The following is a 14,853-nucleotide window of genomic DNA, read 5'->3' as shown; positions in this document are numbered from 1 at the left end:
CCGGCTCCTAGGCTTTCGTCAATCGGCCGAACGAAAGAAGGAGCGCGCCATGCAACAGGCATTGATCGAGAAATACGGCGAGGCGAGGCTGCCGCGCTACACGAGCTACCCGACCGCGCCCGCCTTCTCGCCTTCCGTCGGCGCGGGCACCTATGGCGACTGGCTCTCCGGCATCGCGCCGGGCACCGAAGCCTCGCTCTACCTGCACATTCCCTTCTGCCGGTCGATGTGCTGGTACTGCGGCTGTCACACCACCATCACCCAGCGCGACGAGCCGATCCTCGACTATATCGACATGCTGCGAAAGGAGATCGGCCTCGTCTCCGACAGGGTCGGCAACCGGCCGAGGATCCGCCACGTCCATTTCGGCGGCGGCACGCCGACGATCATGCAGCCGGAGGAGTTCCGCGACCTGATCGGCCTGATGCGTGCCCGCTTCGCCTTCACGGCCGGCATGGAGATCGCGGTGGAGATCGATCCGCGCACGTTGACGCCCGAAATGGCCGGTGCGCTCGGCGAGGCCGGCGTCACCCGTGCCAGCCTCGGCGTGCAGAGCTTCGATCCCGTCGTGCAGAAGGCGATCAACCGCATCCAGAGCGAGGCGCAGACGCTGGACGCCGTTCAGCGGCTGCGCAAGGCCGGCATCGGCGGCATCAATTTCGACCTCATCTACGGCCTGCCGCACCAGACGGTGGCCTCCTGCATCGAGACGGCGCGGGCGGCGGTCGCCATGCGGCCGGAGCGCTTCGCCGTCTTCGGCTACGCGCATATCCCTTCCTTCAAGAAGCACCAGCGGCTGATCGACGAGCGCGCCCTGCCGGATGCGGCGATGCGCGCCGAGCAGGCCGAGGCCATCGCCGAGACGCTTGCCGCGGCCGGCTATGTCCGCATCGGCCTCGACCATTACGCCCTGCCGGCCGACAGCCTCGCGCTTGCCGCAAGGCGCGGCCGGCTGCATCGCAATTTCCAGGGCTACACGACGGATGCCTGCACGACGCTGATCGGCTTCGGCGCCTCGTCCATCGGGCGCACGCCGGAAGGCTACGTCCAGAACGAAGTGCCACCGGGGCTCTACGCCCAGCGCATCGCCTCCGGCCGGCTCGCGACCGCCAAGGGTTACCGCATCACGCCGGAGGACCGGCTGCGCTCCGAGATCATCGAGCGGCTGATGTGCGATTTCCGCGCCGATGTCGGCACTATCGCCGGCCGGCACGGCTTCGATGCGGCGGCGCTTATCGAGGGCAATGCCCGGCTGGCGGCGCTCGAAGAGGATGGGGCGGTTGACATCCGCGGTGGCACGGTCACCGTGCGGCAGGACCATCGCTTCATCATCCGCGCCGTCGCGGCGGCCTTCGACGCCTATATCGACCAGTCCGCCCACACCCACAGCAAGGCCGCCTGAAACGAGAAAGGCCCGGCATGGTGCGGCATGCCGGGCCTTTCCGCGCTGGTCCTGCGTCCTCTATCCCACAAGACCGCGATAGATCGCCGGCAGTGCCGCGGGCAGCCTGGCGATATTGCTGACGATGGCATAGCCATTGCGGCCGAACATGGCCGGCACATAGGCCTGCGCCTCCCGGTCGACCGTCACCCCGAACACACTGACGCCCGTGCGGCGCGCTTCCGTGATGGCGCGACGGCTGTCCTCCAGCGCGAAGCGGCCCTCGTAGTGATCCACGTCGTTCGGCTTGCCGTCGGTGAGGACGAGGAGGAGCTTGCGGCGGTTCGGCTGCTCGCGGAGCCTTGCCGCCGCATGGCGGATCGCCGGGCCGATCCGGGTGTAGAAGCCCGGCTTCAGCGCCGCGATGCGCGCCTCCACGCCATGGCCCATCGGCTCGCCGAAATCCTTCACCGTCTCGACGCGCACCCAGGAGCGGCGGCGCGAGGTGAAGGTGAGGATGGAATGGTTGTCGCCGCAGGCCGCAAGGCCGTGGGCGAGCACCGTCAGCGCCTCCTTCTCGACGTCGAGCACCCGGCGGTTGTCGAACCAGGCATCGGTGGAGAGCGAGACGTCGACGAGGATGGTGACGGCGAGGTCGTGCGCCTGCGGCCGGCTCATCAGGTGGATGCGGTCGCTGCCCTGCCCGCCGGCGGCAAGGTCGCTGCGCGCCCTGACCACGGCATCGAGGTCGAGTTCCGCCCCGTCGAGCTGCGCGCGCAGCATCTCGTGCCTTGGCCGCAGCACCTCGAACTGCCGGCGCACGCGGCGGATAAGGCTTTTCGTATCGGCATCGGCCTCCGGCACGGCGGCGGTGTCCGGCGCAGGTGATGCGAGCACGCGGCAATGGTCCGGCAGGTAGGTCGCCGTGCGGTAGTCCCATTCGGGATAGGTGTATTCGCCGGTCAGCCGCGTGCGGTCAAGCGCTTCCGGCGGCAGGTCGAGGTCGAAGTGGAAGCGGGCGGCGGGCCTTCCCTTGCGCTTGCCGAGCGTCATGTCGTCCAGCTCGTCGGCGGCCGAGGCGTCGTGGTCGTCGCTGTCGTCGCCGGGGCGGTCGACATTGACCATCTCGGCCATGGCGAGGATCTTCTCGAAGCGGTTGAGAATGAAGGGGCTGCGCTCGCTCTTGCGGTTCTCCGCCTTCTCGCGCTCCGCCACATGCCGGCCGGTCTCGGCGGCCTGCGGATCGCCGCCGGCCGCCGGCTGGTCGTCCTCTCCTCGTCCTTCGCCGTCCTCGCGCAGCAGCGCATCCGGCCAGAGCGGCACCGGCAGCATGGGCAGGTAGCCGGGCGGGGCACGGTGGGGGAAGATAACCGGCAGCGTGTCGTCGGCAATCCCGGCGCCCTTCTTCAGCAGGCCGAGGATGCGGTTCTCGACATGGCGTTCGATGGACGGCAGCGGCCGACTGCGCCGCGCATCGAGCGTCGCGGCGCAAAGCCGGCGATAGCGCCGGGCAAGGCCCGGAAAGGCGGCAAGCACCGCCTTTGCCGTCGCTTCCGCCCGCGCGAGGATCGCAAGGTCCCGCTGGAGCGGGTCGGCATGCGTCACCTGGTCCAGAGGCATGACGGCCATGGCGGCGGCGAGCCAGACATAGAGGTCGCGGTTGAGGCCGCGGTCGGCGAAGAGGGCGATCTCGCCGGGCAGCATCAGCGTCGCGTGGTCGCGGCCGGGCTGCACCAGCTTCTCCTCGCCGAGCCCCATGCGCTGGCGCAGCCGCAGGCGATGCGTCGAGGTGCGTCCGCGCGCCGGCGCGATCTGCATCGCGCCCTCCCCGCCGAAGCCGCGGAAGCAGACGGCGAGCACGGGCCGGACCTCCTCCAGCCGGACGGCATGGTCCGGGTGGCGTTGCCATGTGGCGGTGTTGCCGACGAGCCTGTGCCAGGCCCGGCCGACGGTTTCCTCCAGCTCCAGGAAATCCAGCATGGCGGGCCTCAGCGGATCATCGCGTCGGCGACTTCGAGGAGCGCGGTCCTGACATCCGGCTCGTCGGTGAGCGGCTCGATCATGGCGGCGCGAACCGCCTCGCGCATCGTCATGCCGCTGTCGATGAGGCAGGCGCAATAGACGAGAAGGCGCGTGGAGACACCCTCTTCCAGATCGTGGCCCTTGAGGGCGCGCAGCCGGTGGGCGAGCGCGACGAGCGGGGCGACGCGCGCCTCGTCCAGCCCGCTTTCGGTGGCGACGACGGCGATCTCGGCCGCCTTCGGCAGGAAATCGAACTCGATGGCGACGAAGCGCTGGCGCGTGGAGGGCTTCAGCGCCTTCAGGAGGTTCTGGTAGCCGGGATTGTAGGAGACGACGAGCATGAAGCCGGCCGGCGCTTCCAGCACTTCGCCAGTGCGCTCCAGCGGCAGAATGCGGCGGTCGTCGGTGAGCGGATGGAGCACGACGGCGACGTCCTTGCGGGCTTCGACGATCTCGTCGAGATAGCAGACGCCTCCCTCGCGCACGGCGCGGGTCAGCGGGCCGTCGACCCAGACCGTGTCGCCGCCCTTCAGCAGGTAGCGGCCGGTGAGGTCGGCGGCCGACAGGTCGTCATGGCAGGAGACGGTGGAGAGCGGCAGGCCGAGCCTTGCGGCCATATGGCTGACGAAGCGGGTCTTGCCGCAGCCCGTCGGGCCTTTCAGGAGCAGCGGAAGCTGGCGCGTCCAGGCGTTCTCGAACAGGGCGCATTCGTTGCCGGAGGGGCTGTAGGCGGGGATGTCGGCGCGCTCAGCCTTGAGCATCACGTTCATGTCGGTCTCCAGTTTCATAGAGGGGAAAGTGCCGGCCCCGCGGGATGACGGGGCCGGCCAGCACTCACTCGGCCGGCTGGACCATCCGGGTGAGACTGTCGGCACGCTCGCGGCCGGGCACCAGCACGGCCCAGATGAACATCAGCGCCGAGACGAGGACGACGGCGCCCGAGCCGAGGCGGACCCAGTAGAACAGCGAGAGCTGGTCCTGCACGTCCATGAAGCTTTCGCCGAGCACGCGCTGGAGGTGGATCTGCACGACGCCCGCGAATGTGAGCGCGAAGGTCATCACCGACATGGCCGTGCACATGATCCAGAACGAGGCGATCGAGAGCCACTGGTTGTAGGGCTGGCGGCCGCGGATCTCGGGGATCGCATAGGCCATCATGGCGAGGTTCAGCATCACATAGGCGCCGAAGAAGGCGAGGTGCCCGTGCGCGGCGGTGACCTGCGTGCCGTGGCTGTAGTAGTTCACTGACGACAGCGTGTGCAGGAAGCCCCAGACGCCGGCGCCGAAGAAGGCCATGACCGAGCAGCCGATCGACCAGAGCAGCGCCGCCTTGTTCGGATGGTTGCGGCCGGCCTTCCAGGTCATCACGAAGGTGAAGATGACCATGGTGAAGAAGGGCGCCACTTCCAACGTCGAGAACAGCGAGCCGATCCACTGCCAGTAGCCCGGCGCGCCGATCCAGTAATAGTGGTGGCCGGTGCCGAGGATGCCCGAGAAGAGGGCGAGGCCGACGATGACGTAGAGCCACTTTTCCACGACCTCACGGTCGATACCGTTGATCTTGATCATCAGGAAGGCGAGCACGGAGGCCATGATCAGCTCCCAGACGCCCTCGACCCACAGATGGATGACGTACCACCAGTACATCTTGTCGAGCGCGAGGTTCGCCGGGTTGTAGAAGGCGAAGAGGAAGAAGAGCGCAAGGCCCCACAGGCCGAAGAGCAGGATGTTGATGACCGTGGTCTTGCGACCCTTCAGCGCGGTCATGGTGATGTTGAAGAGGAACATCAGCACGACGACGACGATGCCGACCTTGGCGATGAAGGTCTGCTCGAGGAACTCGCGGCCCTCATGGATGCGGAACATGTAGCCGACGACCGTCAGCCCCGCCGCCACGAAGAACAGCCAGAACTGGAGGACGGCGAGCTTCGGGCTGAACAGCTCGGTCTCGGTCTCCTCCGGGATCATGTAGTAGGTCGCGCCCATGAAGCCCATGAGCAGCCAGACGACGAGCGCATTGGTGTGGATCATGCGCACGATGTTGAAGGGCAGGAGCTCGGAGAGCATGTTCGGCAACACGTAGATCGTGCCGGCGAGGACCCCGAAGGCCACCTGGGCGAGGAACAGGCCGAGCGCGCCGTAAAAATACAGCATCGCGGCCTTCTGCGTTTGATATTTCATATCTTTTCTCCTGGACGCTATCGGTCAGCCGGCATCGTTCGGCGGCCAGTTCTGGGTCTTGATCCTGCTCGTCCATTCGAGGAAGTCGGCAAGATCGTTGAGTTCCTGTTCGGTGAGGTTGAACTGCGGCATCTGCCGCCGGCCCTCCGCGCCGCTCGGCTGGGCGGCCATCCAGGCCTTGAAGGCCTCGCGCGCGCCCTCCGGGTCCTCCGCGCCGCCGTAGCGCTTCCACACATTGCCGAGCTCGGGCGCGAAATAGGCGCCCTCGCCGAGCAGCGTGTGGCAGTTGATACAGGCGTTCTTTTCCCAGACGTGCTTGCCGCGGGTGACGCTGTCGGTGAGCGTCGCCTCGTCCGTCGAGGTGGTGCGCATGTAATAGTGCGAGTGGGCCGTAAGCCCCACGAAGATCGTGAAGAAGAAGATGGACCCGCCATAGAAGACGTTGCGGGCCCCGGTCTTGGTTAGGCGCTCTGCCATCCCCCGGTCCTTTCCCTTGCCGAACCCGAGAGGCCCGGCGCCAAAACCCCGCCGATCGGTTGCCGGCGATCCCCTCGCCGGCCTGCGGGACGTCTCCGGTTCTAGCCGCGGGAGAAATGCCTTCTTTGCGAATAGGCAAAGACCGAGGCGGTTCGTCAGCCGATCAGGTTGATGGCAAGCGCGCGCACGAGCGCGAGGGAAAGCAGCGTCGCCGGCCAGGCGAGCAGCGCCGAGCGCATGAAGCCGCGGTTCGCCCGCAGTTCCATGAAATCGAGGATGACGAGGCGGCCCTTCGCATAGGCCATGACGAGCACGGCGGCGACCGGCACCAGCAGCCCGCCCGAAAGCCCGCCGACGAAGGCACCGCCGGCGGCGAGCGTCAGCAGCATGGCGAGGGTGGCGAGGAACTGTTCGCGGGCCTGTCGGGTCATCGGAAAATCCTCACGTCAGATAGATGATGGGGAACATGACCAGCCAGACGAGATCGATCGCATGCCAGAGCGTCGCGATCATCACGACATTGCCGCGCGACGGCCGGCGGGCGACGAGAAGCAGGACCGCCGCGCCGAAGACGACATGCAGCAGATGGAAGCCGGTGACGAGGAAATAGAGCTCGGCAAGCGTGCCGAGACCGCCGACGCCCGCCTTCACTTCGAGCCTATATTCGAAGGCCTTCACCACGGCGAAGGCGAAGCCGAGCAGCGCCGCCAGGACGAGGGGACGGCGGGCCGCCCTATCCCCGGCGCTGAGCCGCACCGCCAGCGCCGCCTGCCAGCCGCTCAGCACGAGTATGATGGTATTGGCGGCCGCAAGCCCGGGATGAAGATGGGCGCGAAACAGCGCCGCCCCTTGCGGATCGAGCACCGTCAACACCATGAAGGCGACGAGCAGCGCCCCGAAGACGGCAAGTTCGCTCCAGACCAGAATCCACAAGAGCAGGGAATCCGCTTCCCCGCTCTCCACCTTCGTTGCCGCCGTGCCGAGATCATTCGCTGCCGTCATGGCCTTTCCCTAGCAAGCCGGGCCGCGGCCTTCTTTGCGCCGGCACAAAGATGGAACCGGCGGAACGCGGCATGGTGGCGGCAGAAAAGGATGGTTTCATGAGCGACGCGCAGTTCGGCCTGATGGTCGCGGCCCCGGTGATTATCGGCTTTGCCCTCATGCTCTACCGCATGGGCGTGCTTCAGGGGGCAGGAACGCTTTCGGCCGTCGGCGCCTCGGTGGTCATCGCGGCCGTGCTGTTCTTCGGCCAGTAGGGGCCGCAGCTTCCAGGCTGCGGCCTCACTTCGCCTAGAACCGGTAGTTCACGCCCAGCTTGATCTGGTCCATGCGCGGCTTGCCCTTCCATCGATAGGCGACGCCGTTGAGCTCCGGCGTCTCGAAGCTGCCATGCGTCAGGTTGGCGAAGCTGTATTCGCCCGTGACGGTGACCTTGTCGGAAAGGGCATATTCGATGCCGCCGCTTGCCGTCCAGCCGGAGAAGCGGCTGCTGTCGGAGGCCTCGGACCAGACGAGCTCGCCGGCGATGCGCCGGGCGCGCTTATATTTGCCGTCCATGTCCGCCACGGCATAGCCCACCTTGCCGAAGATCAGGATGTCGCCGATGGCATAGCCGATGCGCCCGTGCACGCCGGCGAACCAGTTGGCGTCGACCTCCCCGCCCTGTATCCCGGTGATGACCATGTCCTTGTGGGTGTTCGACCAGGAGAATTCGCCGCCGACGCCGAGGACGACATTGTTGGTGAGCTGGTAGTCGTAGCCCATCTGGAAACCGGCGGCGTAGCCGGACGTGTCCCCGAAGCTGTAGTTCTGCGGGTTCATGCCGTTCTGGGAGAAATCGGCCATCTGGAAACTGGTCAGCCCCGTGCCGGCATGAAGGCCGGCATGGAAACCGGTCCAGTCATAGGTGTCGGCATCGTCGAGGCCGAGCGCGCCTTCGAGGGAGGATGCGGAAAGATCGGTCGTCAGGCTGACGCGGATCGTCCGTCCCGGCGAGGGAACCCGCGTCAGGCTCAGCGGCTCGACATAATAGACGTCCGTGAGGTTCTCGACGGCAAGGCTGAGCGTCGCATAGTCGGTCAGCTTGTAGGACGCCCACACGTCGACGATGGTATAGGGCTTCCACGGAATCTGCGCGATGAGGCTGGCGCCGCCCTGCCCCGGAGCCTGGGCGCTGGCGGCGCGCGGCCCGATATGGGAAAACCGGCTGCTCAGCGAAAGCCGCTCGTCCAGCAGGGTCTGCGTCAGCGTCAGGTTCACCTGGTATTCCGGCGGAACGTAGTTCGTGGCGTAGTCGCTCGCTAGCGAGGAATTCGCGCAAGTCGCGACGGTCACGCAATATTCGACATTGGTGTAGTAGGAGCCGCCCAGCTCGGCGGTGAAGCCGCCGCGCTCGTAGCGGGCGGAAAGATCGACGCCCGAGAACTTCGCCTGCTCGATATTGCGGATCCGCATGGTCGTGCTGTTGACCCGCGTCCGGTTGATATAGTCGTCGATCGTGCTGTCGAAATAGCCGACCTTCAGCCGCAGGCTGTCATCGCCGTCGAAGACGCCTTCCCGGGTGAGGTTCGTGCCGAATTCCCAGGTTTTCGAGGTTTCCGGCCGGAGGTTCGGATCGACGACCGTGGCGAAGCCGCCGGCCGATTCGAACAGGGATGGCAGGCGCGCGGCGTTCTTGTAGCTGCCATAGACGTTCCAGCCTTCGAGCGGCGTCACGGTCAGGGTGCTCGAATAGTCGAGTGCATCGTCCGTCTGGACCGGGTCGGTATTGCCCGGAGCATTGTTGCGGGATTCGAAGCGATGGTAGCGCAGGCCGCCGTCGAGCTTGAGCCAGTCGAGCGCCTGCCAGCCCGCATTGGTGAAGGCCGAGGCCTCCCAACGCTCGCCGTTCCGCGGCGCGACATTTCCCCCGACATTCAGCGGCCGCGTCTCCTCGTGGAGATAGGACAGGCCGTATTGCAGGGAGATGTCGCCGAAGGACGTCTGGAAGCGCGAGGTGTTCGACAGGTCCGTGCCCCGCATCTGCGATTCCTTGGTGATCGTGCCGTCGACCGCCTGCGTCTCCTCGTCGAGCCAGCTTCCCCACAGGTTCCACTTGAGATCGACGAGGTCGCTTTCAGGGTCCCAGTGGTAGCGGCTGGTCAGGGTATCGACGCGGATATGGGAGGGGTTGCGCTGGTAGGTCGAGTCGCTATCGGTTGCCAGTTCCGTGGCATATTGTTCGCCGAAGGTGCTGTCGTAGAGCGAATAGCCGAGTTCCAGCGTGTGGTCGTCGCCGAAGCGAAACGTTCCCTTCAGCAGGCCGGAATAGATGTCCTGCGAGGTGTTCAGGACCTCCTCGCCCGGAAGATAGATCGACAGGCCCTTCTCGTACCAGTCGAGCGCGCAATCGCGGCCGGCGGCATCGTCGCATGCCGCCGGGCTCGGCGCGCCGCTGCCGTTCCTGCCCGCGTGGTAATTGCCGGAAACGCGACGCGAAAAGCCGCCGAGGATATCGACATTCTCGCTCCGTCCGGCGAGAACGAGGCTCGCCGAGCCCGAATTGATGTCGAAGAGGCCCGGACGGTCCACCTTGCTTCCCGGCAGCGTCCAGAGATAGCCGGCCGTATCCCGTTCACCGGAGAGCGCCAGGTGGCGCTTCGACAGGGACGTCCAGGGCGAAGTGGTGTTGCTGCTGCCCTCGATCTTCATGCGCGCGCCGAAATTCTCGCCTTCCGGGATGATGTCGTCGGCGTTCAGCGTGCGCATGCTGACCATGCCGCCGATCGCGCCGGCGCCGGTCGCGCTGGTGCTCGGTCCCTTCTCGACGGCGACGCCGCCGATGAAATCGGGATCGATGAAGGTCGAATTGGCAATGCCCTGATAGCCCCGGTACATCGCGGTCGAATTCTGCGCGCCGTCGACCGTGACGGGAACGCGGCCCTGGCCCTGCAGGCCGCGGATATTCGCGTCGATGCCGCCGCTGGCGCGGCTCTGGCCCGAATAGACGCCCGGCGCGCCCTTCAGGATATCGGCGGGGCTCGCCCCGCGATAGCGCTCGATCTGGTCGCCGGTGATATAGGCGCTCGAATCCGATGCGACATAGGGATCGTCGGCGCCGTTGCCGGTGCGGGCGCCGTCGACCGTGATGGCCTCGAGCACCGTCGATCCGTCCGCATCGGCCGCCGCGCCGTCGATGGTGCCCGTCGCCTGGAGATCGACCAGCGCCGCGGTCGTCGGGCCGGTCATGCGCACCGAGAGGCCGCTGCCGGCCATCAGCCGCCGCAGCGCCGCGGCGGGCGGCATCTGCCCGGAAACCGCCTGCGAGCGCTTGCCGGAAAGCGCGCTTGCAGAATAGCCGACCTGCCAGCCGGTCGCGCGAATGAAGGCATCGAGCGCATCGGGCAAGGGCTGGGCCGGGATGGAGAAGGCAACGCCCCTGGTCTCCATGGAGACGCGGCTCGTCTTCTGCTGGGCGACCGCCTCGGCGGGCGTCATCGCAACGCTCGCCAATACCGTCGACGCCAGAAGCGCCCAACGGGTCGTCCTGCTGCCATGCCTCTTGTCGATACCATCGGCTTTCGCCATTTCGCTGCCCCTTCAAACGTCGTCGAATGCGGCGGCGGCATCCCCTGCCGCCGCCAATACCCATTCGACGTAAGCCGCCGGGCGATCTCACAAAAAAACTTGAGAATTTATCGAAGGATTATGACGCCGCCCGGAAGGCGGGTCCATTTCGCCCCGACGACTTCCGCCAGGCTGCGGATCGCGTTCTCGGCTTCATCCAGGCGATAGTTGCCGCTGACCAGCACGTCCGCGGCGCGATCGTTGAGCGTGATGACCCGCCCGCCGTAATAGCGGGAGAGGTCGCGGATCACCGCGCCGAACGGCTTGGAATAGAAGATCACCCGACCCTCGCGCCATGCGAGGTCGCGCGCGGGATCGGCCGGACGGATGGGGGAGAGCGCATCTTCCTCCACCTCGATCATCTCGCCGGGCTGGAGTTCCACGCCCTGCCCGCAGTCCGGCAGGCGGGCGACATCGACCCGTCCGCGCTCCAGAACGACGCGGTCGCCTTCATCGCCGGAGCGGACGGCGAAGGACGTTCCCTTCACCTCGGCCTCGCCATAGCGCCCGGCGACCCTGAAAGGATGGGCCGGATCGTGCCTGACGTCGAACCACGCCTCGCCGTCCAGCACGCGCACGTCGCGCCGGCCGCCTTCGAAGTCGAGCGCGACCGCGCTTGCCGTGTTCAGCAACATTCGCGAGCCGTCCGGCAGAGTGACATCCTTCTGCTCGCCGGCGGCCGTCAGGTAATCCGCCTGCCAGCGGATCAGAAGCGCGGGATATTCCAGCACGCCGACGACGAGAGCGATGCACGCGGCCATCGCCGCCACGGTCCTCATCCATGGCCGGCCGCTTGCGGGAACGGGCCGGCGGCCTTGCGTACCCTGCGCCCGCGCGAGGTTCTGCGAGGCGGCGGCGACCTCCGGCAGGTTCCAGATCCGCAGAAGTTCGGCATAGGCCTGCTCGTTCTGCGCGCTCTCGCCGCGCCAGCGGCCGAATGCCGCCAGCTCGGCCGGATCCTCGGTCCCCTGCAGGCGGACGAACCAGTCCAGCGCCTGGTCCGCGACGGACCCCGCATCTGCCGGCTCGATGCCCGGAACGTTCCGGTCGGGTTTCTCCAGGCTCAAAGCGCCCATCCCTTCTTCTTCGATTGGCACGCCCTTCCACAGGATGACGTTTCAGCCCGCGCGATCTCACAACGAACCCTCGGACAGAGACGATGTCCAGGGCGGGTCGCGGGCAGGCTTCCTGTGCCGGGGCTTTGCTTCAACACGATTTCATCCTCGATCAAGGCGGCTGAAAAGGTCCCGCAGACTGCCCATGACGAGCTTGACGTCGTTGAAGACGGTGTTCGGGGACACGCCGAGATGCTCCGCGATCCGGGGATAGGACCATCCTTCCACCCTGCTCAGGAGCCAGACGCGCCGCGCCCGGTCCGGCAGTTGCGTGAGCAGGTCCTCGACATGCCGGAGCCTGTCGGCCTGGATCATCCGCTCCTCGGCCGAAGGCGTGGCGTCCGCCACGCCCAACGCCGAGGGGTCCGCGGCATCCATGGTTTCGACATGGCCGCGCGTCCTGTTCTTCCGCAGGTAATCGAGGGCGAGGTTGTGCGCGGTGCGATGGAGGAACGCCTCCACATGCTCGACCGGCCCCTTTTCCATGGCGCGCCGCACGCGCAGGTAGCTTTCCTGGGCAAGATCCTCGGCGATCTGCGGATCGCGGACGACCCTGAGGGCCGTCGCCATCAGCGACCGGCGCATGCCGAGATAGATGCTTTCAAGATCAGCGGCCACGCTTTGCCTGCTACCAGTCCGGATTGCCTCGCCGGGCCGCCTTGAAGACGGCCGGGCGACAACGGTCGGCGACTACTAGACAGCAGAAACATGACTTTCAAGTTCATATTTATGCGCACGCGCCGATAAGCGCCACTCATGTCCCCATGACAGCAACTTATTTGCGCCGCGGCATGTCGCAACATAGGCTTTCCCCATAGCCCGCAAGCAAGACGGGCGCTGTGACGGGTACATCAGATCTGTCTCCAGAGAGGAATTTCCATGTTCAGAACACGCATGTTCCTGGCAGCGGCGACGCTTGCCTATGGCCTCGCGCTCGGCACGACGATGGCCGCCGAGCCGCTTTCCGTCATGAGTTTCGGCGGCGCCTATCAGGAAGCCCAGAGAAAGGCGGTGTTCACCGCCTATGCCGAGGAGACCGGAAGGCCCGTCTCCGAGCAGGAATACGGCGGCGAGATCGCCAAGATCAAGGCGATGATCGACAGCGGCAACACGACCATCGACGTCGTCGACGTCGACGCCCCGACGCTGCTCCAGGGCTGCGACGAGGGCATTTTCGAAACGATCGACTGGGAGAAGATCGGGCCGAAATCGGACTGGCTCGCCGGCACGACGTCGGACTGCGGCGTCGGCACGATCGTCTATGCGACGATCCTTTCCTATGACAAGGACAAGCTGGCCAAGCCGCCGACGAAACTGGCCGATCTCTTCGACCTTGCGAATTTCCCCGGCAAGCGCGGCCTGTGGAAGAACCCGGCGACCAATCTCGAATTCGCGCTGCTGGCCGACGGCGTCGCCCCGCAGGATGTCTATACGGTGCTCGCCACGCCCGAGGGCCTCGACCGCGCCTTCGCCAAGCTCGACACGATCAAGAAGGAGATCGTCTGGTGGGAAGCGGGCGCGCAGGCCCCGCAGCTCCTCGCCTCGGGCGAGGTGACCATGACGACGGCGTGGAACGGGCGCATCTTCAACGCCAACAAGGAAGGACGCCATTTCGGCATCGTCTGGGACAACCAGATCCTCGATTCCAACTACTGGGTCATCCCGAAGGGCGCGAAGGACATGGAGGGCTCGCTCGCCTTCATCCATTTCGCCGTCGAGCCAAAGGTGCTGGCCGGCATCGCGAAATACATTCCCTACGGTCCCGTCCGCACGACGGCCGCCGCGGAAGTGGCATCCGACGATGCCAGGAACCTGCCGACCAGCCCGGAGAACCTGACGACCTCCCTGACGCTCGACAACGCCTTCTGGGCGGACCATGGCGACGAGATCCGCAAGCGCTTCACCACCTGGCTTTCCAACTGAGGAGCGCGCGGATGAACACGATGACGATGGAAAGGGGGCGCCTCGACGAGGCGCCGCCGACCACGACCGCCAGCGAGACCATGGTCGCCTTCGAGCGCGTGCAGAAGACCTATGACGGGCGCACGCTCGTCGTCGAGGACCTGAACCTTGCGGTGCGGCGCGGCGAATTCCTCACCATGCTCGGTCCTTCCGGCTCCGGCAAGACGACGACGCTGATGATGCTCGGCGGCTTCGAGCAGCCGACGAGCGGGCGCATCCTGCTCGAAGGGCAGGCCGTGGAACGCCTGCCGCCGGAGCGCCGCGACATCGGCTTCGTCTTCCAGAACTATGCACTCTTCCCGCATATGACGGTGGCCGAGAATGTCGGCTTCCCGCTGCGCTATCGCGGCATCAGGGGAGCGGAGGCAAAGCGCCGGGTCGAGGAAGCGCTTTCCATGGTCAAGCTCACCGGCCTTGGCGAACGCCGTCCGGCGCAGCTTTCCGGCGGGCAGCAGCAGCGCGTCGCGCTCGCTCGCGCCATGGTGTTCAAGCCGAAGCTCATCCTGATGGACGAGCCGCTCGGTGCGCTCGACAAGCAATTGCGCGAGCACATGCAGGTCGAGATCAGGCGGATCCAGCAGCAGCTCGGCATCACCATGGTCTATGTGACGCACGACCAGTCAGAAGCGCTTACCATGTCGGACCGCATCGCGGTCTTCCACGAGGGGCGCATCCAGCAGCTTTCCGACCCGATGACGCTCTACGACCGGCCGGAAAACCGCTTCGTCGCCGGCTTCATCGGCGACAACAACACGCTCGCCTGCGAATTCGCCGGAACGGAAAACGGCCTCGGCGTCGTGCTGATGCCGGACGGAACGCGGCTTTTCACGACCGGGCCGTCCGGCCAGGCGCGCGCGGACCTCACGGTATCGCTCCGCCCCGAGCGGCTCGGCCTCGACGGTCCCGACCGTAGAAACGCCGAAAACCGTATCCCCGCCCGCGTCCTCGACAGGACCTTCCTCGGAGACCGGGTGCGGCTGACGTTGGAGGCCTTCGGCAGCGAGCGCATCGTCGCTTCCGTGCCGGCAGCCGAGGGCGCGGCGATCCTGCCGGGAAGCAGCATCGGCATGGCCTGTTTCGCCGCCGATTGCCGAACGCTGACGAGGTAGC

Annotated in this window: 13 protein-coding genes; 4 read left to right on the top strand and 9 right to left on the bottom strand. The window is 66.4% G+C overall.

Going from position 1 to position 14,853, the window contains the following annotated elements; genetic code table 11:
• Positions 1 to 49 precede the first annotated feature (49 nt).
• Positions 50 to 1,402: an oxygen-independent coproporphyrinogen III oxidase gene (hemN, locus tag ACZ1A1_RS01905; RefSeq protein WP_463618527.1), complete on the top strand. Its 1,353-nt coding sequence runs from the start codon at positions 50 to 52 to the stop codon at positions 1,400 to 1,402.
• 60 nt (positions 1,403 to 1,462) lie between these two features.
• Here hemN and ACZ1A1_RS01900 read toward each other — a convergent pair whose 3' ends face one another.
• From ACZ1A1_RS01900 to ACZ1A1_RS01875, 6 genes are all read right to left on the bottom strand, one after another.
• Complete coding sequence (locus ACZ1A1_RS01900) at positions 1,463 to 3,361, bottom strand: nitric oxide reductase activation protein NorD (protein WP_463618526.1); 1,899 nt, start codon at positions 3,359 to 3,361, stop codon at positions 1,463 to 1,465.
• A gap of 8 nt (positions 3,362 to 3,369) precedes the next feature.
• Positions 3,370 to 4,173, bottom strand: a complete 804-nt coding sequence (locus tag ACZ1A1_RS01895) for an AAA family ATPase (RefSeq protein WP_463618525.1) — start codon at positions 4,171 to 4,173, stop codon at positions 3,370 to 3,372.
• Positions 4,174 to 4,237: 64 nt separating this feature from the next.
• Positions 4,238 to 5,584 (bottom strand): cbb3-type cytochrome c oxidase subunit I, encoded by a 1,347-nt coding sequence (locus ACZ1A1_RS01890; protein WP_463618524.1) that lies wholly within the window; start codon positions 5,582 to 5,584, stop codon positions 4,238 to 4,240.
• Positions 5,585 to 5,608: 24 nt separating this feature from the next.
• Positions 5,609 to 6,061, bottom strand: coding sequence for a c-type cytochrome (locus ACZ1A1_RS01885; protein WP_463618523.1), 453 nt, complete (start codon positions 6,059 to 6,061; stop codon positions 5,609 to 5,611).
• A gap of 155 nt (positions 6,062 to 6,216) precedes the next feature.
• On the bottom strand, positions 6,217 to 6,492 hold the full coding sequence (locus ACZ1A1_RS01880; RefSeq protein ID WP_415213076.1) for a cytochrome C oxidase subunit IV family protein: 276 nt from the start codon (positions 6,490 to 6,492) through the stop codon (positions 6,217 to 6,219).
• Between the two features lie 10 nt (positions 6,493 to 6,502).
• Positions 6,503 to 7,063 carry a cytochrome c oxidase subunit 3 gene (locus ACZ1A1_RS01875; RefSeq protein ID WP_463618522.1) on the bottom strand — a complete coding sequence of 187 codons (561 nt, stop codon included), beginning with the start codon at positions 7,061 to 7,063 and terminating at the stop codon, positions 6,503 to 6,505.
• 98 nt (positions 7,064 to 7,161) lie between these two features.
• Here ACZ1A1_RS01875 and ACZ1A1_RS01870 point away from each other — a divergent pair, with 98 nt between their 5' ends.
• The gene (locus ACZ1A1_RS01870) at positions 7,162 to 7,317 is read left to right on the top strand and encodes a hypothetical protein (RefSeq protein ID WP_162911266.1); all 156 of its coding nucleotides are present in this window, start codon (positions 7,162 to 7,164) and stop codon (positions 7,315 to 7,317) included.
• Between the two features lie 34 nt (positions 7,318 to 7,351).
• Here the strand turns inward: ACZ1A1_RS01870 and ACZ1A1_RS01865 are convergent, their stop codons facing one another.
• The 3 genes from ACZ1A1_RS01865 to ACZ1A1_RS01855 form a co-directional block, all read right to left on the bottom strand.
• A complete protein-coding gene (locus ACZ1A1_RS01865; protein ID WP_463618521.1) occupies positions 7,352 to 10,627 on the bottom strand; it encodes a TonB-dependent receptor domain-containing protein in 3,276 nt (1,091 codons plus the stop codon).
• 107 nt (positions 10,628 to 10,734) lie between these two features.
• Positions 10,735 to 11,742 carry a FecR family protein gene (locus ACZ1A1_RS01860; protein WP_463618520.1) on the bottom strand — a complete coding sequence of 336 codons (1,008 nt, stop codon included), beginning with the start codon at positions 11,740 to 11,742 and terminating at the stop codon, positions 10,735 to 10,737.
• A gap of 141 nt (positions 11,743 to 11,883) precedes the next feature.
• Positions 11,884 to 12,399 carry an RNA polymerase sigma factor gene (locus ACZ1A1_RS01855; RefSeq protein WP_463618519.1) on the bottom strand — a complete coding sequence of 172 codons (516 nt, stop codon included), beginning with the start codon at positions 12,397 to 12,399 and terminating at the stop codon, positions 11,884 to 11,886.
• Positions 12,400 to 12,660: 261 nt separating this feature from the next.
• Here ACZ1A1_RS01855 and ACZ1A1_RS01850 point away from each other — a divergent pair, with 261 nt between their 5' ends.
• Together ACZ1A1_RS01850 and ACZ1A1_RS01845 are read left to right on the top strand one after the other, a co-directional pair.
• Positions 12,661 to 13,704, top strand: coding sequence for an ABC transporter substrate-binding protein (locus tag ACZ1A1_RS01850; RefSeq protein ID WP_463618518.1), 1,044 nt, complete (start codon positions 12,661 to 12,663; stop codon positions 13,702 to 13,704).
• An 11-nt stretch (positions 13,705 to 13,715) separates the two neighbouring features.
• On the top strand, positions 13,716 to 14,852 hold the full coding sequence (locus ACZ1A1_RS01845) for an ABC transporter ATP-binding protein (protein ID WP_463618517.1): 1,137 nt from the start codon (positions 13,716 to 13,718) through the stop codon (positions 14,850 to 14,852).
• The last annotated feature ends 1 nt before the right edge of the window (position 14,853 follow it).

This window comes from Shinella sp. R2-11 (genome assembly GCF_055330205.1).
Note: the sequence above shows the minus strand (reverse complement) of the source record. Positions and strands in the feature narration are given on the sequence as shown.

Excerpts from the sequence above, each read along its gene's own strand:
- ACZ1A1_RS01860 (WP_463618520.1), bottom strand. The coding sequence starts at position 11,742 with ATGGGCGCTTTGAGCCTGGAGAAACCCGACCGGAACGTTCCGGGCATC.
- ACZ1A1_RS01870 (WP_162911266.1), top strand. The coding sequence starts at position 7,162 with ATGAGCGACGCGCAGTTCGGCCTGATGGTCGCGGCCCCGGTGATTATC.
- ACZ1A1_RS01850 (WP_463618518.1), top strand. The coding sequence starts at position 12,661 with ATGTTCAGAACACGCATGTTCCTGGCAGCGGCGACGCTTGCCTATGGC.
- ACZ1A1_RS01865 (WP_463618521.1), bottom strand. The coding sequence starts at position 10,627 with ATGGCGAAAGCCGATGGTATCGACAAGAGGCATGGCAGCAGGACGACC.
- ACZ1A1_RS01845 (WP_463618517.1), top strand. The coding sequence starts at position 13,716 with ATGAACACGATGACGATGGAAAGGGGGCGCCTCGACGAGGCGCCGCCG.
- ACZ1A1_RS01875 (WP_463618522.1), bottom strand. The coding sequence starts at position 7,063 with ATGACGGCAGCGAATGATCTCGGCACGGCGGCAACGAAGGTGGAGAGC.
- ACZ1A1_RS01890 (WP_463618524.1), bottom strand. The coding sequence starts at position 5,584 with ATGAAATATCAAACGCAGAAGGCCGCGATGCTGTATTTTTACGGCGCG.
- ACZ1A1_RS01880 (WP_415213076.1), bottom strand. The coding sequence starts at position 6,492 with ATGACCCGACAGGCCCGCGAACAGTTCCTCGCCACCCTCGCCATGCTG.
- ACZ1A1_RS01885 (WP_463618523.1), bottom strand. The coding sequence starts at position 6,061 with ATGGCAGAGCGCCTAACCAAGACCGGGGCCCGCAACGTCTTCTATGGC.
- ACZ1A1_RS01895 (WP_463618525.1), bottom strand. The coding sequence starts at position 4,173 with ATGAACGTGATGCTCAAGGCTGAGCGCGCCGACATCCCCGCCTACAGC.
- ACZ1A1_RS01900 (WP_463618526.1), bottom strand. The coding sequence starts at position 3,361 with ATGCTGGATTTCCTGGAGCTGGAGGAAACCGTCGGCCGGGCCTGGCAC.
- hemN (WP_463618527.1), top strand. The coding sequence starts at position 50 with ATGCAACAGGCATTGATCGAGAAATACGGCGAGGCGAGGCTGCCGCGC.